This window comes from Nostoc sp. DedQUE12b (assembly GCF_034530835.1).
Classification (GTDB): domain Bacteria; phylum Cyanobacteriota; class Cyanobacteriia; order Cyanobacteriales; family Nostocaceae; genus Nostoc.
Genome location: NZ_JAVRCI010000114.1, coordinates 1 through 17,881, shown reverse-complemented (window position 1 = coordinate 17,881; position 17,881 = coordinate 1). Strand labels below are relative to the sequence as shown.

The 17,881-nt window shown below is 43.2% G+C and carries 21 protein-coding genes and 2 pseudogenes; 9 read left to right on the top strand and 14 right to left on the bottom strand.

Features of this window, described 5'->3' with window-relative positions:
* On the top strand, positions 1 to 356 hold a 356-nt coding region (locus RMY16_RS30715; protein ID WP_322739534.1), incomplete at its 5' end, for a hypothetical protein.
* A complete protein-coding gene (locus RMY16_RS30710) occupies positions 322 to 540 on the top strand; it encodes a hypothetical protein (RefSeq protein WP_322739533.1) in 219 nt (72 codons plus the stop codon). The genes RMY16_RS30715 and RMY16_RS30710, both read left to right, overlap by 35 nt.
* On the opposite strand, the gene RMY16_RS30705 is transcribed toward RMY16_RS30710, so the two are convergent.
* Complete coding sequence (locus tag RMY16_RS30705; RefSeq protein ID WP_322739532.1) at positions 486 to 1,088, bottom strand: DUF4126 domain-containing protein; 603 nt, start codon at positions 1,086 to 1,088, stop codon at positions 486 to 488. The genes RMY16_RS30710 and RMY16_RS30705 overlap by 55 nt on opposite strands.
* A 245-nt stretch (positions 1,089 to 1,333) precedes the next feature.
* On the opposite strand from RMY16_RS30705, the gene RMY16_RS30700 reads away from it, so the two are divergent.
* The 3 genes from RMY16_RS30700 to RMY16_RS30690 all read left to right on the top strand — a co-directional run bounded on the left by RMY16_RS30700 (position 1,334) and on the right by RMY16_RS30690 (position 3,970).
* The gene (locus RMY16_RS30700; RefSeq protein WP_322739531.1) at positions 1,334 to 2,395 is read left to right on the top strand and encodes a DUF3326 domain-containing protein; all 1,062 of its coding nucleotides are present in this window, start codon (positions 1,334 to 1,336) and stop codon (positions 2,393 to 2,395) included.
* 134 nt (positions 2,396 to 2,529) lie between these two features.
* Positions 2,530 to 3,126, top strand: coding sequence for a CPBP family intramembrane glutamic endopeptidase (locus RMY16_RS30695; protein ID WP_322668802.1), 597 nt, complete (start codon positions 2,530 to 2,532; stop codon positions 3,124 to 3,126).
* A 223-nt stretch (positions 3,127 to 3,349) separates the two neighbouring features.
* Positions 3,350 to 3,970 (top strand): CP12 domain-containing protein, encoded by a 621-nt coding sequence (locus tag RMY16_RS30690; protein ID WP_322668817.1) that lies wholly within the window; start codon positions 3,350 to 3,352, stop codon positions 3,968 to 3,970.
* 143 nt (positions 3,971 to 4,113) lie between these two features.
* Here RMY16_RS30690 and RMY16_RS30685 read toward each other — a convergent pair whose 3' ends face one another.
* From RMY16_RS30685 to RMY16_RS30660, 6 genes are all read right to left on the bottom strand, one after another.
* Positions 4,114 to 5,229 (bottom strand): LptF/LptG family permease, encoded by a 1,116-nt coding sequence (locus tag RMY16_RS30685; RefSeq protein ID WP_322739535.1) that lies wholly within the window; start codon positions 5,227 to 5,229, stop codon positions 4,114 to 4,116.
* A 227-nt stretch (positions 5,230 to 5,456) separates the two neighbouring features.
* Entirely contained in the window at positions 5,457 to 6,185 is a 729-nt protein-coding gene (gene lptB, locus RMY16_RS30680; protein WP_322739530.1) for an LPS export ABC transporter ATP-binding protein, read from the bottom strand.
* Positions 6,186 to 6,215: 30 nt separating this feature from the next.
* Entirely contained in the window at positions 6,216 to 6,713 is a 498-nt protein-coding gene (locus tag RMY16_RS30675) for an LptA/OstA family protein (RefSeq protein WP_322739529.1), read from the bottom strand.
* Positions 6,714 to 7,009: 296 nt separating this feature from the next.
* A complete protein-coding gene (locus tag RMY16_RS30670) occupies positions 7,010 to 7,405 on the bottom strand; it encodes a DUF309 domain-containing protein (RefSeq protein WP_322739528.1) in 396 nt (131 codons plus the stop codon).
* Complete coding sequence (locus RMY16_RS30665) at positions 7,402 to 7,767, bottom strand: ferredoxin thioredoxin reductase catalytic beta subunit (protein ID WP_094351306.1); 366 nt, start codon at positions 7,765 to 7,767, stop codon at positions 7,402 to 7,404. Before RMY16_RS30665 ends, RMY16_RS30670 begins: the two co-directional genes overlap by 4 nt.
* Before the next feature lie 206 nt (positions 7,768 to 7,973).
* Entirely contained in the window at positions 7,974 to 9,134 is a 1,161-nt protein-coding gene (locus RMY16_RS30660; protein ID WP_322739527.1) for a DUF58 domain-containing protein, read from the bottom strand.
* 88 nt (positions 9,135 to 9,222) lie between these two features.
* Here RMY16_RS30660 and RMY16_RS30655 point away from each other — a divergent pair, with 88 nt between their 5' ends.
* The 3 genes from RMY16_RS30655 to RMY16_RS30645 are packed head-to-tail and all read left to right on the top strand — an operon-like array spanning position 9,223 to position 10,186.
* On the top strand, positions 9,223 to 9,531 hold the full coding sequence (locus RMY16_RS30655) for a DUF433 domain-containing protein (protein ID WP_322739526.1): 309 nt from the start codon (positions 9,223 to 9,225) through the stop codon (positions 9,529 to 9,531).
* Complete coding sequence (locus RMY16_RS30650) at positions 9,525 to 9,818, top strand: DUF433 domain-containing protein (RefSeq protein WP_322739525.1); 294 nt, start codon at positions 9,525 to 9,527, stop codon at positions 9,816 to 9,818. The genes RMY16_RS30655 and RMY16_RS30650 overlap by 7 nt, the downstream gene beginning before the upstream one ends.
* A complete protein-coding gene (locus RMY16_RS30645; RefSeq protein ID WP_322739524.1) occupies positions 9,815 to 10,186 on the top strand; it encodes a DUF5615 family PIN-like protein in 372 nt (123 codons plus the stop codon). Before RMY16_RS30650 ends, RMY16_RS30645 begins: the two co-directional genes overlap by 4 nt.
* Positions 10,187 to 10,372: 186 nt before the next feature.
* On the opposite strand, the pseudogene RMY16_RS30640 reads toward RMY16_RS30645, so the two are convergent.
* The 5 genes and pseudogenes from RMY16_RS30640 to typA form a co-directional block, all read right to left on the bottom strand.
* A pseudogene (locus tag RMY16_RS30640) lies at positions 10,373 to 10,629 on the bottom strand (hypothetical protein).
* A gap of 235 nt (positions 10,630 to 10,864) precedes the next feature.
* Positions 10,865 to 11,275 (bottom strand): type II toxin-antitoxin system VapC family toxin, encoded by a 411-nt coding sequence (locus RMY16_RS30635; protein ID WP_322739523.1) that lies wholly within the window; start codon positions 11,273 to 11,275, stop codon positions 10,865 to 10,867.
* Positions 11,272 to 11,532 (bottom strand): hypothetical protein, encoded by a 261-nt coding sequence (locus RMY16_RS30630; protein ID WP_322739522.1) that lies wholly within the window; start codon positions 11,530 to 11,532, stop codon positions 11,272 to 11,274. Before RMY16_RS30630 ends, RMY16_RS30635 begins: the two co-directional genes overlap by 4 nt.
* A gap of 197 nt (positions 11,533 to 11,729) precedes the next feature.
* Positions 11,730 to 12,584, bottom strand: coding sequence for a hypothetical protein (locus RMY16_RS30625; RefSeq protein ID WP_322739521.1), 855 nt, complete (start codon positions 12,582 to 12,584; stop codon positions 11,730 to 11,732).
* A gap of 207 nt (positions 12,585 to 12,791) precedes the next feature.
* A complete protein-coding gene (gene typA, locus RMY16_RS30620; RefSeq protein WP_322739520.1) occupies positions 12,792 to 14,582 on the bottom strand; it encodes a translational GTPase TypA in 1,791 nt (596 codons plus the stop codon).
* 443 nt (positions 14,583 to 15,025) lie between these two features.
* Between typA and RMY16_RS30615 the strand changes: the two are divergent.
* Positions 15,026 to 15,205, top strand: a pseudogene (locus RMY16_RS30615) (hypothetical protein); the annotation flags it as partial.
* Here the strand turns inward: RMY16_RS30615 and RMY16_RS30610 are convergent.
* Positions 15,139 to 15,321 (bottom strand): hypothetical protein, encoded by a 183-nt coding sequence (locus RMY16_RS30610; protein WP_322739536.1) that lies wholly within the window; start codon positions 15,319 to 15,321, stop codon positions 15,139 to 15,141. The pseudogene RMY16_RS30615 and the gene RMY16_RS30610 sit on opposite strands and share 67 nt — an antisense overlap.
* A 22-nt stretch (positions 15,322 to 15,343) precedes the next feature.
* On the bottom strand, positions 15,344 to 17,683 hold the full coding sequence (locus RMY16_RS30605; protein WP_322739519.1) for a cation:proton antiporter: 2,340 nt from the start codon (positions 17,681 to 17,683) through the stop codon (positions 15,344 to 15,346).
* Positions 17,684 to 17,881 lie beyond the last annotated feature (198 nt).

The following is a 17,881-nucleotide window of genomic DNA, read 5'->3' as shown; positions in this document are numbered from 1 at the left end:
TCAAAGCCTCATTAATGGAGTTCAAAGACTCATTAATGGAGTTCAAAGCCTCATTCACGAATATAAAAGACTCATTAATGGAGTTCAAAGCCTCATTAATGGAGCTAAAAGACTCATTAATGCAATTCAAAGCCTCATTAATGGAGCTAAAAGACTCATTAATGGAATTCAAAGGTGCGTTACGCTTTCGCGCTAACACACCCTATGACTGCGATCGCTCTATAATTGCGATATCTACGACTGGCGTAGCTGCGACACCACCAACGCTACAGGCGATCGCTTTATGGCATACATTGAATATAGTTAGCAGTCGGCAATTCCATGAATATTCGTCAAGAACTTCTAAGTCTGATTGAACAACTCAATAATGAGCAGTTATCAGCATTGCTTGATTTAGCTCTTTCTTTCAAGAATGGCGAAAAATCTGTTAATCCTACTGTTGAATCTCAGGCTTATCAGGATTGGGTAAGTCCTGAAAATGATATTTACGGCGAAGTATTTGCTGATGAACTTACAGCAAAGAAATTCCAAATTCTTTGAATAGCTATTATTAGAAAACCAATCACAATCACTCCTGCTACCGCTGGTAAAGCTAGCGCCAGCACAGATAGTCCGATAGCGATGAGCAACTCAATAGTTGACACAACTGGATTGGTTAATCCACCGGAAACGCCAGTAGAACTTATCCGCAATATATTCGTTAATCCCTGAGTTAATCCTGCGGTTCCACCACCAGCAACTAAAGCTAATGTCCATTGCACCAATGGATTCATCTCTGGAGCAACAGATGCTGTGACGATTGTCCCGGCGATAAATGCCGCAGGAGTGGCTACAATATCCAGCAGATGATCCAACCAAGGAATGTAATAACCGATAATTTCTAGTAAACAAGCAACGGCAAATACAATTACAGCTTGAGGTGTTTCCACCCAATCAAAGTTAGTCGGCAAATCAAAATGTCCAAAAACTGAAGCCACACTCAATGCTAGCAGTGGTACAAATACTCGAAAGCCAGCCGCCGCGCTCAAACTAATCCCCAGTAATAATTCAATAAATGTATTTAGATTCAACAAAGAATTTAAATCCATAGTAAGACTCAAGTTATACTCCTGGTGTTTTTTCCATCTTTGAGCTGAACGGAGTAACAACTCTAAGCTGTAATCCCAAGATAAGAAACTTGGCGGCAATATTTCATCTAACTATGTGTAGAATTCAGTGAAACCCCACCTGTGTCAATACTGCGTAGTCTTTGCCTAAAAAATAACTCCAATGTGCTGTTTATTAAAATTAGCTGCATAACAGCTTATCAAGCACAAGGAATAACGAACTCGATATGCAACGTCCATACACCGCTATATTAATTGTACCAACTGGCGTTGGGGCTGCCATTGGGGGTTATGCAGGAGATGCTTTGCCTGTTGCCAAAGTTATCGCACAGGTTTGCGATCGCCTAATTACTCACCCCAATGTTCTCAATGGCGCAAGTTTGTATTGGAATCTCCCAAATACTTTTTATGTTGAAGGTTATGGACTTGACAAATTCGCCTCTGGATGTTGGGGTTTGCGTCCAGTCCGCAGCAATAAAGTAGGTTTACTTTTAGACCAAGGCATTGAGCCAGAGTTGCAGCTACGACATATACAAGCCGCCGATGCAGTCAGAGCAACTCTAGGATTGACCTTAACAGATTATGTAATTACTGATGCGCCATTAAATGTAGAATTACGGGCTACAGCATCGGGAGCGAGTTGGGGAACAATTGGCAACCCGGATAGTTTATTACGGGCAGCTGAGATATTAATTAAAAAAGCGGGGGCAGAAGCGATCGCAGTTGTTGCCCGTTTCCCCGATGATATGGACTCAGAAGCAGTACAAAAATACCGCCACGGTGAAGGCGTAGATTCTCTGGCGGGTGCAGAAGCCGTAATTAGCCATTTGCTAGTACGAACCTTTCAAATTCCTTGCGCTCATTCTCCCGCGCTTTTGAGCGAACCTCCACAACCTGATTTATCGCCCCGTTCCGCCGCCGAAGAATTGGGCTATACCTTTTTGCCCTGCGTGCTTGTAGGATTAAGTCGTGCCCCACAATTTATAGTAGAAAAAGGAGCAATCAGATCGCAGCAAGAAGATATTTGGGTAGATGAAGTGGATGTTGCGATCGTACCAGCAAATGCTTGTGGTAGCAGTGCCTTACTGAGTTTAAGCCAAAGACGATGCCAAATAATTACAGTAGAAGAAAATAAAACTCTAATAAAAGTTCCTGCCCAACCCTTGGGGATCAAATCTATACAGGTAAACTCATATTTAGAAGCAGTAGGTGTATTGGTGGCACATAAAGCAGGCATCAATCCCTCCGCTCTCCGTCCCAAATTATTACCTTTGCAGCCCATTAGTTAGGAGCTAGGAGGCAGGAGGCAGGAGTTAAAAGTTAAAATTCATACTAATTCCCTGAATTACACTAAAAATTATTCTCCCCTGCCCCCCTGCTCCCCTGCTTCCCCTGCCCCCTCCCTCATTCCTCTTAAAAACCCGTGATTGAACAACAAAAGCAAGAGCCAGAAATTCCATACCTGACGCGCATCCAAGTACTTGGGGCGATGGGAGCGACTGCAATCATTTTGTTGATAGTCGCCAAACTTTCGTTATACTTTGGCAACTTTTCGCTATTTTCTTGGGACTTGAATCCAAGAGAGTTGCTCTTAGGTGTAGGGTTGGGGTTTGTACTCACTGCCTTAAGTGGCTTAACTTACCGTCTATGGACTGCCTATCGTAAGAGTGCAGATTATTACCTAGAAGTAATACTCAAACCTTTAGCTTTACCAGATTTAATTTGGCTGGGCTTTCTACCAGGATTGAGTGAAGAATTGTTATTTAGAGGTGTGATGCTACCAGCTTTAGGCTCCGATCTGATAGCTGTAATAGTATCCAGTCTTTGCTTTGGCATCTTGCATTTTAGCGGTTCCCAACAATGGCCTTATGTAATTTGGGCAACAATTGTCGGGATGATATTGGCATATAGCGCCCTGCTCACGGGCAACTTGTTAGTGCCGATTGTTGCTCATATTATTACCAATTTGATTTCTAGCTATTTCTGGAAAATGCGGCGATTTTCGGCAATTAAAAAATAAATATTTGTTAATCGGCAAGATATTATCACAATTTATGCTTAGTTTTTGGGCATTGGTTACATTGGATAACATCATAAGTTGACAACTGGTCTAATTTATTGTTGTAGCTGGGCAAAAGTTCAACTTTTTTTGCTTTCTAGTTAGCAAACTGTGCGCTGCAATGCTTCGATACGTTCATCAGGGCGCAGTGCTGCACCGGACTATTAACCAGGAGACTACAGCAATGATGAAAGCTGAAGATATCATGACCAAAGATGTAGTTACCATTCGCGGTTCGGCAACTGTTGCTGAAGCGGTGGGGCTGATGAAGGATAAAGGATTGCGGGCGCTGGTTGTGGATTGCCGCCATGAGAATGATGCTTATGGCATTGTCACAGCAACGGATATTGTCTATAAGATCACAGCCTACGGTAAAGATCCAAAGCAAGTGCGGGTTTACGAAATTATGAGCAAGCCCTGCATTGTAGTCAATCCTGATTTGGGTGTGGAATATGTAGCGCGGTTATTTGCTAATACTGGTATTCATCGCGCACCTGTGATTCAAGGCAAGTTGTTGGGCATCATCTCGATTACCGACATTTTGACTAAGAGCGACTTTGTGGAAGCGCCAAAAGCGCTACTGCTGGAGGAGAGAATTCAAAAAGCAATTGAGCAGGCTCGTGCTATTTGCACTGAACAAGGTGCTTATTCTAAAGCTTGTGCAGCTGCCTGGGATGAGGTAGAAGAACTTCAGGCAGAAGCAGCTCATCAAAAAGCTGAGGGTATGATATCAGCTAAAGTCTCTTTTGAAGAATACTGCAAGGAAAACCCCAATGCACCAGAATGTCGAAATTATCACCCGTAATTGAAGTGGGAAAATAATAGACATCTGGTGAAAAAGAATGTAGAGATTTACCACTGCGATGTTTCTACAGGGCTTATGGATAACGCATATTTAATTTCACCAGATGTTTAATATTGTTTGTCTACTTTCGCATCCACCTCAATTTAACGTCTGGCAACTCGCATCAATAAGAATAAACCTATTCCCAAAAAAAGAAAGTTGGGCAACCAAGCCCCCATAAAGGGAGAAAGGACACCTGCTTGTGCCATCGCCCCACTAATAAAGAAAATTAAGTAGTACGAAAATATAACTAGGACACTAATCCCAAAGCTGGTACCTCTCCCCGTCCGCTGGGGTATGCTTCCCATCGCTGCACCTACCAAGCCAAAAACCACGCAGACAAAGGGCAAAGAGATTTTTTGTTGAATCCGCACTTCAAGTTTACGAATTTTTTGGCGATCGCCACCAAGATTTTCCACATCTAGTTGCTGTAGTGCTTCAGAAATATTCATCTCACCATAATCGCGGCTTTTTTCTGCCAGACTTAATGGCGTGCGCGGTAGTTGCAGTTGTTGTTGTTCAAATTTGACGATGTTACGATAAGAGCGATCGGCAGCAACAAAATAGATCGTACCGTTGTAAAAATCCCAGACATTTTGAGAAGGATTCCACTGAGCAGATTCTGATACGACAATTTGATTCAGATTTTTTGTTGAGCGATCTATAATTGTCAACCCTGTCATCCGCTTACCATCAAATTGGTCGGCGTAAAACAAGCGTGTCAATATCCGATTTTTAGAACCATCCGGCTGGACAACATCCTGGTATTCAGGATAGAAAATATTTTGTTGTTTAAAAGTTGGCTTGTCTGATTTGAGTGCTTTATCCAGAGTCATCGCCGCTTGATAATTTGCTGCTGGTGCAATTTCTTCGTTAAACACAAATGTCATTCCTGTAACCACAAGACTTAACATCACAGCAGTTAGCACCATGCGATAGACACTGACGCCACAACCACGCAAAGCAATTAATTCGCTCTCGCTAGAAAGACGACTGTAGGTCATCAAAGTAGCCAGCAGCGTAGACATGGGAAAGGCTAAAACGATAAAATTGGGAAATTTTAACAAAAAAACTTGAATAGCAATGTCTATAGGTAGCCCAGATTCTACAATTTTTCTGACGAGATCAAATACAGCATCAATGGTGACGCCAATTGATGAAAAAGCTCCGACACCAAAGAAAAACGGCGCTAACAATTCGCTGGCAAGGTAGCGATCCATGATCGTAAAAGGTAGCAGCGAATAAAGACTATTAAAAGGCGTGAGCTTCTTTGATATCATAAGCAACTTGAAAATTTAGATATTGGCAACCCTGGCAAAGCGAAGCATCTCTAGTGTATTTAAGATCAAAATTAAATACTTAATAGCTAAAAATAAACTAATAAATTCATGCTGAAGAATCAAAAATCAAAATATTCTGGGAAATTATTAACTAAATAATTGTTAATTTAGACTTGAAAATTATCTCCTAAATAATATTGCCGCACCAGGGGATTGCTGTAGAGTTCGTCAGCAGCACCAAAAGCGAGGATTTGTCCCTCACGCATAATGTAGGCGCGATCGGTTATGGCTAGGGTTTCGCGGACATTATGATCTGTAATTAAGATTCCCATACCGCGATCGCGCAGTTGTGCTACGATTTGCTGAATTTCTGAGACTGCGATCGGATCGACTCCCGCAAATGGTTCATCCAAAAGTAAAAATTTTGGCCCTTCTTGTCCAGCAGCTAAAGACCTTGCTAATTCTGTCCGCCGTCGCTCACCACCAGATAGTTGAATTCCTTTACTTGTAGCTAATTTTTCCAACCGAAACTCCCGTAGTAAAGTTTTGAGTCGCCTTGACCACTCCCAACGTGGCACATGAGTTTGCTCTAGTACTAACAGAATATTATCCTCTACCGAGAGTTGGCGAAAAACACTGGCTTCTTGTGCTAGATAACCAATACCCAGTCGTGCCCTTTTATGCATTGGCATTCCCGTCACGTCTACATTACCCAGCCAAACTTTTCCTTGATTGGGTTTTTCTAAACCTGTGGCAATGTAAAAAGTCGTCGTTTTACCAGCCCCATTGGGGCCTAGTAAACCAACGATTTCGCCCTGAGCAACAGAAAGATTGACACGATTGACAATTACTCGCTTGCCGTAAGATTTGTGAATATTCTCTAAAACAATTTTCACGCTGGAAGCACCCTTTCTTGGTGGTAAATGCTAATTAGAAGGCTTCAAAGGTGGTGTTTGTGGGGCAGGTGTCGCAGTTTGTCCGCTATTATTTGATTCCTCAATCATGTAGATGGACTCTACCTGACGGTTGGATTGGGGTAAAGCAACAAATCGCCCTTCATCAATTAAATAGGTTACTTTCTCTGCTCGAATACTGTTACCGCCCTGTTGCAGAATATAGACGTTACCACTAAAATCAATTCGGCGTTCCTTACTAAAATACTGTGCTTGGGCAGATGTTGCTTGAAGTTGACGAGAAGGATACAACATTTGCACGTTACCGCGAGCGGTAATTACTTGATTTTTCGCGTCATATTCTTGCACATCAGCGCGGATAGTCAGGGGGCGATTTGCCTGAGATGTTTGTGCAGTAGCGGTTTGCACTTGGGTAGGGAAGGCAAAAGCGCCTAAGAGTGCAGCTGGCAGCATTAAAGCTAATCCAAAGCGACGCATTTGGGATATGGGCAATTGATAGCAGGGCATCATAGCAATTGGGGATTTACGATTTCAGCTTGCATTCTAATTATCTCAAGTACTTTATCCAGATATAAAATATACGATCTGGAGTGATTGCCGATAACTACTGGCTGAAATAGTGACGCTACCCCCAACCTCAAGGTTTCAGCTAATTGATATCTAAGTGAAATCGACGTAGGCACAATACTCTTCTTTTAACAAAGACGCTACGCGTAGCTTGCTTCCACTGAGTGGTACGGGAAGTCGTCGGCTAGCTGAATTTTGCCTACCAGGGATTTCAGGCAACGCATAATTTAACTGGATGTCTAATCATCAGTACTTAGCACAATTCTAGGCAAAGATAAGACTTGATTTTCGCCCAGATCGCCAGCGGCAATTTTATCTGGCCCGATTTGTTGTAAATTCGTCAACAACACTGCGCTCTCGCTCAATAGCTCATCTACGTCAACGCCGCCGTAACTAGATGGGTAACGGCGTAGGCGATTGCTGCCTTCTCCCAATAGAATTACCGCACCTCGCCAGTTCCGATTCTCCAAATGATACAGCGCTACAGCAATTTGGAGAATGCCTTGATAAAAGCTTTTTTCCGGTTCGCTAGCTTCAATCCACAAAGCCTCTAAAGTGTCATGACAAGCGTAGAACTGTCCAGAATTGAACTGTTCTACGCCTTGCCAAAACTCTTGGGGGATGATTTCGCTCATCCCATGCTGTCTCGTACTTCTTTGATTGTTTCTAGAGAGATTTCTTGTTTGTCTCCAGCAAACTCGTTGTCAGGGGTGAGGAATAACATGCAATGGCACTCTTTGCGTTCTCTCATTGGCACACAAGGACAGTTCCAATATGTGGCGTGAATCTCAGCTTCTTTATCTTCGTAATGGCGACAAGGACATAAAGGCGCACCCAGATCGTCTTTATGTTTGGCTAGTCCTTCAATCACAACTGCGGTGACAGAAGGTTCAGAACAGAAGTATGTTCCAGTACGCTTGGCGTATTGTTCGGAAAAATGCCGCATTGCCTCTAGGCTTTTATCGCTGGATTTTGTGTTATGTTCTGATGTGATCATGTCGCTCATAATTTAAATATTTCTTTGCATTGTACCTCAGCCTCACTAAGGGATTACTGGGTGTATTTCCCCAACCTTACCTGCTCAAATTATCTTCCCTTTGCTCAAAGGCTGATATATCCGGTGTTCTGGGATCAGAGAAAATCTCAGAAATCGCAGAAGCTGAACTTATCAGCAGTCTTTGAAATTATAAAATTTGAATTGATTTATGAATGTAATGTTTTTTGTAGTTGGGGTTGCAGTGATCCATCGCTTTGCAAAACTATACCAGGGTGTTCCCAATTAATTACCTCTGGTTCTGCTGCTGAGGAGATATTTGGCCACAAAACCCAGCGACTACCTTGAGGAAGAGTAGCAAGGCTCAGAGGATTCTGAGTTAGCCAAATCAAGGGATAGCTTTTAGGAACAACTGAACTGGCATCTTCTAAGGCTGCGGTTGCTGCTAAGGTTTCTAGAACAAAGCGATCGCCTTTGATTAAACTTGTTGATGCTGTCCACAGTTGCACCTGTAATTGCTGTTGCTGTGCATAAAAGTACAGCGATGCTGCGGCAATTACTGCTTGTTCAAAGTTTTCTTCTTCCCAATTGCTAGCACTGTCAAGGGCAATAACTATTTCTTGTCCACCTGTTACCATCTCTAACTCCCGCACCCTTAATTCTCCATAGCGGGCGCTAGTTCGCCAGTGAATCAGACGGGTGGGATCTCCTAGACGATAAGGACGGAGCGATCGCACCAGCCCCGTTGTCGCTGTCTGCAAGGGTTTACCACGAGGATCGCCCCTTTTGCTCTCTTCTTGCCCCATTTCATCCACTAGGGGGCAGGTAGCCAAGGGTAACACTGTAGGATAAACGATCGCTGTGGCAGCACAATCACGCTGACGACGACACCAAAACAACCCCAATGGCGCACCAGAACCTAGTTCGACTGTGTGCCAGCGATAAACACCCCGTCGCTGGGTAGGGTGGTAATATACCCAACGGTAACTACCTTGGGGAGGAATTGTTTCAATGGCCTTTTGTACTGGTTTTCCTAAAACGAAGGGTAGTATATCTTCAACTTGCAATAAGCTTACAGGCTGCTGTGTCTGATTGCGGATTTCTAATCCTACAGTGAGATCGTCGCCTGCTGACACAGGTTGAATGGGACGGCGGGTGATAGATAGATTTGTAAGCGATCGCGGCGGTAAGATGGCTGCTACACCTAAAAGGGCAAAACTGATGCCGCTAATGGCGTACAGCCAACCAGCCATAGTATTGATACCTGCGCCAAAAAAACAAATAGCCGTTGCTGCTAGTACCCAACCGCCATAAGCAGGGGCACTGGCGCGGGTTTCTAACCAATTAGTGATGGGTTTGATGATTTTCATGTTTCTTTTTTAACCCAACACTACCCGAAATTCACAGTGTCTCAGGGGTTCAGCAAAAAAATCTGTATTATTAAAAGATGGAATAAATGTGGAAGATTCTTTGATCCAGTTAGTCAGTCGGGAGCATATTGAAATCTCTTCTGATGTGCGTAGTGGGAAGCCCCGCATTACTGATACACGCATTGCTGTAGAAGATATAGCGATGATGCATTTAAAGCTAGGATATTCCTTGGTAGAGATTGCTGGTAAGTATGACCTGTCACTGGCATCTGTTTATGCAGCAATGGCTTATTACTTTGATCGCCGAGATGGGATCGATCGCCGTACAGCAGAAGAGGATGAGTTAGTTGAGGTACTGAAGCAAAATCATTCTTCTAGAGTGGAAAAAACATGGTAGCAATAGTTGATATTGGAACCCTAATTGTGAGGACACCTCAAGTTGCTGGAGGTCGCCCTTGCATTGCTGGTACGCGGATGACGGTTCAAAATATTGTAATGGATTCTCAAGCAGGCTTATCTCCTCAAGATATTGTGACAGAATATCCACATTTATCTCTAGCGCAAGTTTATGCGGCGCTTGCCTATTACTATGCTAATCAGGAAGCAATGGATACAGAAATTGCTTTATATCAAGCAGAATGTAATGCCCTGGAAACGAAGTGGATGTCAGGTAATTTTGCATGAGTCAAATTCGTTTCTATTTAGATGAAGATGCTGGCAAAAAATCTTTAGCTAATGGCTTACGCAATGCAGGGATTGATGTAATGACAACGGCTGAAGCAGATAGATTAGGATCATCTGATGATAACCAATTAATCTGGGCAACGGAACAGAGACGAGTTATTTATAGTTTCAATGTTGGTGATTTTTGTCGATTACATAAAGCTTATCTCGAACAGCAACAAAACCATTCAGGTATTGTACTTGCTGCCAAGCAAAGCTATGCAATTGGAGAACAGTTGCGAGGCTTGTTGAAGTTAGTAGAAAGTGTAGAAGCCGAGGATATGGCAAATCAATTAGTGTTTCTGAGAAAATATATTGATAATTTTTAACCTGCGATCGCTTTGTGTGAAAATACGCAAAAGAGCGATGTCTACGACGGGCTACGCCTACGCAGTTTTATGAATAGCCATTACAATTATTTCTGCAAAAATTTTTATTCTGCTAGTTTACCATCTGAATAATTCTCTATCAGATTACCTGCCTGTTGTCTCAATGATTGCCCCTTCATAATTTGCTCAAACAATATGATCTGATCCAGATCGGGTCGTTGTGTTAGGCTGCTGGCGCTGGGCGACCTGGATTAACAACCTTAATGCCTCATCACTGCTTCATCGTTGGGAAAAGCTTGGGTAACATCGGGAGCTAAAAGTACTAGGTTAGTTTTTGTACTATACCGTTCAACATATTTACCTCTAACCCCGCTTCCCATTTGAACGAAGTCGTACTCAGGACGTAATTCATCTTCCATTTCGTTTTCAACTTCCTTGTTTATAAAACCTCTTCTCTTGGCGAGTAGCATTTTGGGCGCTGATATAGCCGTAGTCACATAGATTAGGACAGTGTTGATTGCTCAAAGGTTTGAAACGGCTGGGTTTTTACTCAGCACTCAGCACTCAGCACTCAGCACTTTGCTATAATTCGTATCTTTTCCCCTCTATCAGGTATGTGCAACAACTAAAAGTTGTTCAAACCTAGATAAGCCAATAATAACGTTGCGACTTTCTCTATCAGACTGAAATGATTTCAAAGATGTCTTGATGACCAATTCGATAAAACAAGAAATCAGAATCGAGGGTGAGAATTTGATGATAGCCTGTCTTTTCAGCCGTCAAAACCAACGTTGCATCTGCTAAATCCATTGGGCGATCGCGGTATTGTTCCATCAGCGCCAACAAACGGCTGTAATCACTTTCCTGAATCTCGTAAACGGTCAGCAATTTATCTAAAAGAAGCTGCCCCAACTGTTTTTGCATTTGCCAGCCGCCACGATGCAGGGCAAGATACATGGCTTCTGTCAGGCATGACCAGGTTGTGACGAGAGGCTTTGCCAAACGCATCACTGCAATTTTATAAGCATTGTGCTGAGGCTGAGTGCGATCTACCAAACAAAGCAGAACTCCTGCATCACACAGGATCATAGCTCTAGCCCTTGTTGCCGATATTTGTTGAGTAGGAGTTGCTGATAGTTGGTGACTGTTTCAGGTGGAGATAACTCTAGGGAATCCACAGCCTCAAACCATTGTGACCATTTTTCCACAAGCGGTTCATCAGGCTGACTGTCAGCAATTTTAACTTGATGTTTGTGGATAATAAAATCAATGAAATCGGTCACTTCTTGCAGGAGCGGTTCGGAAAGTTGCTGCAATTTTGCGATCGCAGTTTCACGAATAGTCATGATAATTGCCTTTTTCAGTCCTCTTCATTGTTACTCAAAGATTTGACTAAATGCACGGCAAGGGCGATCGCTTTCTGTAAGAATGCTTGCTGGCTGGCTAGGTTAGTTTGTTTATTTTGTACAATATGCTCAATTGGTTAAAATTACACGATCTCTGTGAAGGTTGGCAGCTTGCAAAAGAGACTTAACGGGAAAAGTCAGTTTGTTAAACGCAGCAGAGTTTCACAAAAATCTGATTTACTGCAATTCGTTAGTCCCGTTCTTAAATACTTAATTGAGAATTCCTTAAAGCCTGCTTCCTCATTTAAGAAAATACGATGGAAAGTAGCCTGGTCGCCACAGAGAACATAATCTTCTATACCACCCTGTCCAACATCCTTAATCCAACGTGCCCGAAACCTTGCTTCTAAGAAATATAGTGTTGAGTATTGCTTCCACTTTGGGTCAAGATTATTTTTGTATTCGTATAAAGCATTTTGCCAAGTACCACTGGAAATTATAAATGTTGGAGAATGATATTTAATAGCATTTTCAGCCATGTGGATTTTTTGAAGGCTGAAGTAGAATCCTGCCGTTCCATCTAAAGATTTTGGTACATAGTATTCACCTAACTTATTTAACTGGACATATATAGGGTGATAATAAGTGCGTTGTCTAGATGCAAATGGTGTTTTAGGCAAAGAATTTGCTGTGTGATTATACCTTGTTTTGGAATTTTCTATTAAATAACTCTCTAGTTGACACAGGAAAGGTACTAATTCGCATTTAGGCATTAATGGTGCTTGCCAATAGCGGACTTTGACACATTTTTGACCATACTCGTCAACAAGTTGCTCAAAGGCATTTTTTCGATGATGTCCACTAATAAAACGAGTTTTGAAACATCCGGCTTGACCAATATAAGCTGTAGGCTCTTGATCACTGCCTACAAAATAAATACCACCGAAGGTAGGAAGTGATTTTTTATCAATATATAAAACCCAAGGAAGTTTAGTTACATCAATACGGTTAGCAGTAGCAATAACTTGAGATGTATAAAATTTAGATTTCATTGCTAGATGTACAGTTATATATATTGTGAAGAATTTTAATCAGCAAATTCTATTTATAGAATGCCCAAAATTTCCTTACATATAACGTCAATGCATTTTAGATTGCACTTCTATTTGATGCGGGATAATTTAAACAAAAGGCAGTAGATAACAAAATAAAAAGCCCGCATTAGCGGGCTTTCTAAATCTATTAAGTTATTGCTTTACTTACCGTTTGGCCAACTTCTTCGACATCTTCCGCAGACGAATCGATTGAGGTGTAACTTCCACCAATTCATCAGGGCCAATGTATTCCAAAGCACGCTCTAAGCTCATGTCTATTGGTGCTTGCAACTGAACCAGTTCATCACCACCAGCAGCGCGGTGGTTAGTTAACTGCTTGGTTTTACAGATATTCAATTCCAAATCTTGCGGACGATTGTGTTCTCCTACAATCATGCCTCTGTAAACCTTTGTGCCGGGAGTAATAAAGAATGCTCCTCTATCTTCGGCGTTTCTCATGGCGTAGAAGGTAGAAACACCTTCTTCAAAGGAGATTAAAACGCCTTTGTTACGGGCTTCAATGTCGCCACTGAGTGGACGGTAGTCTAAGAAGCTGTGGTTCATGATGCCTTCGCCACGAGTCATCCGCATGAATTCACCCCGGAAACCAATCAAACCACGGGCGGGAATGACAAACTCTAACTGGGTGCGATCGCCACTACCAGGTTGCATATCTTGCATTTCGCCTTTGCGTTGTCCCAGGCGTTCGATACAGCTACCCACAGCATCAACAGGAATGTCTAACACCAAGAGTTCGTAAGGTTCGCAAGGTTGACCGTTGACTTCGCGGTAAATTACCTGTGGCTGAGATACCTGAAACTCGAATCCTTCCCGGCGCATGGTTTCAATTAAGATACCCAGGTGGAGTTCTCCACGACCGGAAACGAGGAATTTATCGGGAGAATCGGTTTCTTCGACACGCAAAGCAACGTTGGTTTCGAGTTCGCGGAAAAGGCGATCGCGCACTTGTCTTGATGTCACCAACTTACCTTCTTGACCAGCAAAGGGCGAATCATTCACCCAGAAGGTCATTTGCAAGGTTGGTTCATCCACTTTAATCAGTGGTAAAGCTTGGGGTTCATTGGGGTCAGTGATTGTTTCCCCAATATAAGCATCAGCGAAACCAGCCACAGCAACAATATAACCGGCGGTGGCTTCTTCCAACTCCACCCGTTTCAACCCTTCAAAGCCCATCAGCTTAGTGATTTTTGACTTGACAATTGTGCCGTTTTCTGTGATTAAAGCTGCTTGTTGTCCAGCACGGATAGTGCCGTTGTGAATTCTGCCAATTACAATCCGTCCCAGATATTCAGAATAATCTAGGGTTGTGACTTGCAATTGCAGAGGCTTATTGCTGTCGCCTACTGGTGATGGAACGTGTTTCAGAATCGCGTTAAACAGGGGTTGCATGTCTACCGATTCTGCTTCCAAGGTTTCCTTAGCAAAACCTCCCATCCCGGAAGCAAACAGATAAGGAAAATCACACTGGTCTTCATCTGCCCCTAATTCCAAGAACAGATCCAATACTTTATCAACAGCAACGTGGGGATCAGCTTGTCCGCGATCAATTTTGTTGATGACAACGATGGGGCGCAGCCCTTTTTCCAAAGCTTTTTTGAGTACAAAGCGCGTTTGGGGCATGGGGCCTTCATTGGCATCGACAATCAGAAGACATCCGTCAACCATGCCGAGTACGCGTTCAACTTCGCCACCAAAGTCAGCGTGTCCAGGAGTATCAACAATATTAATTAGTGTTTCTTTGTAGCGAACCGCCGTATTTTTGGACAGGATAGTAATACCCCGTTCCCGTTCTAGGGCGTTGGAGTCCATAACGCAATCCGGAACGTCTTCGCCTTCGCGGAAAATGCCGGATTGTTTGAGGAGTGCGTCAACCAGCGTGGTTTTGCCGTGGTCAACGTGGGCGATAATGGCGACGTTGCGAATTGGGAGCGTCATAGAAGCTTTTGGTGAACTCTAGAGGGTGTTTATAAGATTTACATTTGAATGCTAGGCTGTTTTAACAGAATTGGGAACGATCAGCAAATTCTGTAAAGAACCTTTAATAATTCTAGCGTAATCGTCACAATTGCGGGGAGTTTTGTAAACCCTACAAGGGAGATGTGTGGTAATTACGGCATTGGTGGCATAAAAAAAGCGTCTGTGACAAACAGGTGTTACCTGAAGGGCAGTATTGCTTTTGAGAATTAGGGTTGATTCGCCTAGAGGAATTTAGTCATTGAAATGCTTTGGTGAAAAGTGCGATCTTTGACCAAGAGAGATGAAGTTCCTGGCTGCTAAAAGTCAGGTTGTTTCCTGTTTAGGATTAAAGAGAAGCGATCGCACGATTCTTTTCTAATAAGCTAATTGTCCATATTATTAGCAAAACATAATTGACTTGAGTAGAAGGTGAAAATAGCCGTTTCAGGCATTATCTTGCTCGTCTACATCGTAAAACTTTCTGCTACTCTAAATCAGAAGAAATGCTGGGATATTCAATTCGATTAGTAATATATTATCTTAAGTATGGTTCAATGGCGCTGTCGGCGCTGTGCGCCGGCAAGCTTGAGGCGATCGCTTGATTCATACCTCTATTCAGCAACGCCCAAAAGCGATACGATCCTAGAAGAATATGAAAAAACGCCCCAAATAGCCAAGTCACTACTACCCCAAAAGGGAGATCGCTATATTGAGTCACTTAGCTTGCGGAGTCTTAAAGTTCAATCAGTCACACTATCGGCAGGTAGAAAGTCTTTGAGCGCTTCTGCTTCACCAGCTTTCACCACTGGGATAGACAGGGGTACTGAACTAGCGATCGCAAATAACTGTTGTAGTTGACTCAGACCTGTCAAACTACCACATAACAATACTTGGTCGCCAACTCGTAAATCCATGCCACCATCAGGATAGCGGATAAATTTACCATCTCGCCGGATCGCCTGTACCTGTACTCCAAATTGCTTGGCGATATCTAAATCTGCAAGGGTTTTACCTAGTGTTGGCGTATCTGCATTGACTGTAACCCACTGGCAAGCACTATTTTCTCCGGGAACAGCAGCTTGTCCCTTAGCGAATTCTGCCAAAGCCGCCAGTTCTTCATCTGCTCCCACCACCAACAAGCGATCGCCTTCTGCCAATTTGGTTTGATTGTTGGGATAATCGATTTCATCACCATTAGCGCGGCGAATTGCCATCAAACTCACTCCTGTTAAATAGCGCATATCCGCCTCTTCTATACTCATGCCAATTAAGGGCGAATTGGATGGTAAAGGATACCAGCGCTGATTTAAATCGCGGGTTGCTTGGCGCAAATCACGAGCAACTTCACTTGCAGAACGCTCTGGGCGAAAATCTAAATAATGATCGTTGCGGATTTGCTGCATTTCTCGTTGGACGACAGCTGGCGACAACAAGCCTAAGCCAGTTAATAAATAGGTTGCCATTTCTAAGCTGGCTTCAAACTCTGGTTGCACAACTTCCCTTGCTCCCAATTGATACAGCACTTCAATATTTTTATCCTGGGTAGCACGGACAACCAAATCTAATTCTGGGCACAATTCCAAAGCGCGTTTCAAACAAAGACGAGTACTCATGGGGTCAGGGAGTGCGATCGCCATTCCTTTGGCATGATTCACGCCAGCAGTTTCCAGAACGTGTAAACTGACGCAATTGCCATAAACATAAGACACCCCAGCCTCACGCAACTGCTGAATTCGACTCTCTGATTGGTCGATTACCACCACCGGTAGGTCATGTTGCAGCAACAACTTCACCAAATTCTTGCCGACTCGCCCATAGCCACAAACTACCACATGGTCTTTGAAGGGCAAATCTTCTGATACATCCCGCGCCTCATCTTCTTCTAAGTACGGTTTCAACCAAGGCATTGATTCGGCAAAGTTAAATAAAAATGGCACTAACCGCAGTACAAAAGGAGTCAGCATGAGAGTGACTGCGGTAGTTCCCAAAATTAATAAGTATATTTGTCGGGACACCAGCCCCAAAGACTGCCCTTCGCTAGCGAGAACAAAGGAAAATTCCCCAATTTGCGCCAGTCCCAAACCGGCGATTATAGCTGTTTTCAAAGGATAGCGGAACAGTTTCACCAAAGGCGTGATAATCAAAAATTTACCAACGAAAACTAGTGTCACCAATCCCAAAATTAATTCCAGGTTGTTCCACAAAAACACTGGGTCAATTAACATTCCAATGGCAGCAAAAAACAAACTGGCAAATATATCTCGCAGTGGTTCGACATAAGTCAGGGTTTGGTCGGCGTACTCTACCTCAGAAATCATCAAACCCGCGACAAATGCGCCCATCTCAATGGACAATCCTAAATGCTCTGTCAACAGGGCAATGCCTAAACACAGGGCTACAACTCCTAATAAAAATAGTTCTTTGCTTTCAGTACGGGCTAGCAGTTGCAACAAAGGCGGTATCAGCCAAATCCCCGCAGCTACAGCCCCAGCAGCAAATAAAGCAATCGAAGCTAGCGCTGTTAGGACGGCGATGCCAATAGTTTCTGGTGGTTGATTGAGGGCTGGTAAGACTGCTAACATCAGTCCTAGTGCCAAGTCCTGGACTACCAAAATCCCTAGCATCACTTGCCCGTGGGGCGTTTCTGTTTCGTTGCGCTCCATCAAGCATTTGAGGACAACCGCTGTGGAAGACAGCGACAGAATACACCCCAAAAACATCCCCTTCGCAGGTAAGGCTCCCCAAGCTCCAGTTAAACCGCATACTAAAACTGTCACCAAAATCGTCAAAGCAATCTGGAGTCCACCTCCACCAAGAGCGATCGCTTTTACCTTCTTGAGTTCCGCAAAGGAAAATTCCACACCCAAGGCGAATAACAAAAAGGCGACCCCGAATTGTGCCAGAGTCTCTACTTGAATTAGTTCTTTAATCAATCCCAGTCCCGTTGGCCCAATGACTATCCCGCCAATGAGATACCCCAGCAGCACAGGTTGTTGCAAAAGTGCCGCCAATAGTCCGCCACAGGCTGCAACGCCTAGAACTAAAACTAAATCAACAATTAACCGAAAATCTTCTTGCACCAGTTTTAAAAGAACTATTAAGACCTATTCATTCAGGATACAAAGTTTTATATATCCCAGGATAGTTTTTTAGATATTGGGCATTGGGCTAGAAAAGATGCATTTTATAATGCAACAATGAGTCTTTGATATTCGCGGACGAGTCTTTGATATTCACGGACGAGTCTTTGATATTCGCGGACGAGTCTTTGATATTCG

Coding starts and splice junctions, on each gene's coding strand:
- RMY16_RS30665 (WP_094351306.1), bottom strand. CDS start 7,767: ATGATCACATCAGAACATAACACAAAATCCAGCGATAAAAGCCTAGAG.
- RMY16_RS30670 (WP_322739528.1), bottom strand. CDS start 7,405: ATGAGCGAAATCATCCCCCAAGAGTTTTGGCAAGGCGTAGAACAGTTC.
- RMY16_RS30650 (WP_322739525.1), top strand. CDS start 9,525: ATGGTAGCAATAGTTGATATTGGAACCCTAATTGTGAGGACACCTCAA.
- RMY16_RS30675 (WP_322739529.1), bottom strand. CDS start 6,713: ATGATGCCCTGCTATCAATTGCCCATATCCCAAATGCGTCGCTTTGGA.
- RMY16_RS30685 (WP_322739535.1), bottom strand. CDS start 5,229: ATGGATCGCTACCTTGCCAGCGAATTGTTAGCGCCGTTTTTCTTTGGT.
- RMY16_RS30660 (WP_322739527.1), bottom strand. CDS start 9,134: ATGAAAATCATCAAACCCATCACTAATTGGTTAGAAACCCGCGCCAGT.
- RMY16_RS30645 (WP_322739524.1), top strand. CDS start 9,815: ATGAGTCAAATTCGTTTCTATTTAGATGAAGATGCTGGCAAAAAATCT.
- RMY16_RS30690 (WP_322668817.1), top strand. CDS start 3,350: ATGATGAAAGCTGAAGATATCATGACCAAAGATGTAGTTACCATTCGC.
- typA (WP_322739520.1), bottom strand. CDS start 14,582: ATGACGCTCCCAATTCGCAACGTCGCCATTATCGCCCACGTTGACCAC.
- RMY16_RS30625 (WP_322739521.1), bottom strand. CDS start 12,584: ATGAAATCTAAATTTTATACATCTCAAGTTATTGCTACTGCTAACCGT.
- RMY16_RS30635 (WP_322739523.1), bottom strand. CDS start 11,275: ATGATCCTGTGTGATGCAGGAGTTCTGCTTTGTTTGGTAGATCGCACT.
- RMY16_RS30705 (WP_322739532.1), bottom strand. CDS start 1,088: ATGGATTTAAATTCTTTGTTGAATCTAAATACATTTATTGAATTATTA.
- RMY16_RS30700 (WP_322739531.1), top strand. CDS start 1,334: ATGCAACGTCCATACACCGCTATATTAATTGTACCAACTGGCGTTGGG.
- RMY16_RS30630 (WP_322739522.1), bottom strand. CDS start 11,532: ATGACTATTCGTGAAACTGCGATCGCAAAATTGCAGCAACTTTCCGAA.
- RMY16_RS30710 (WP_322739533.1), top strand. CDS start 322: ATGAATATTCGTCAAGAACTTCTAAGTCTGATTGAACAACTCAATAAT.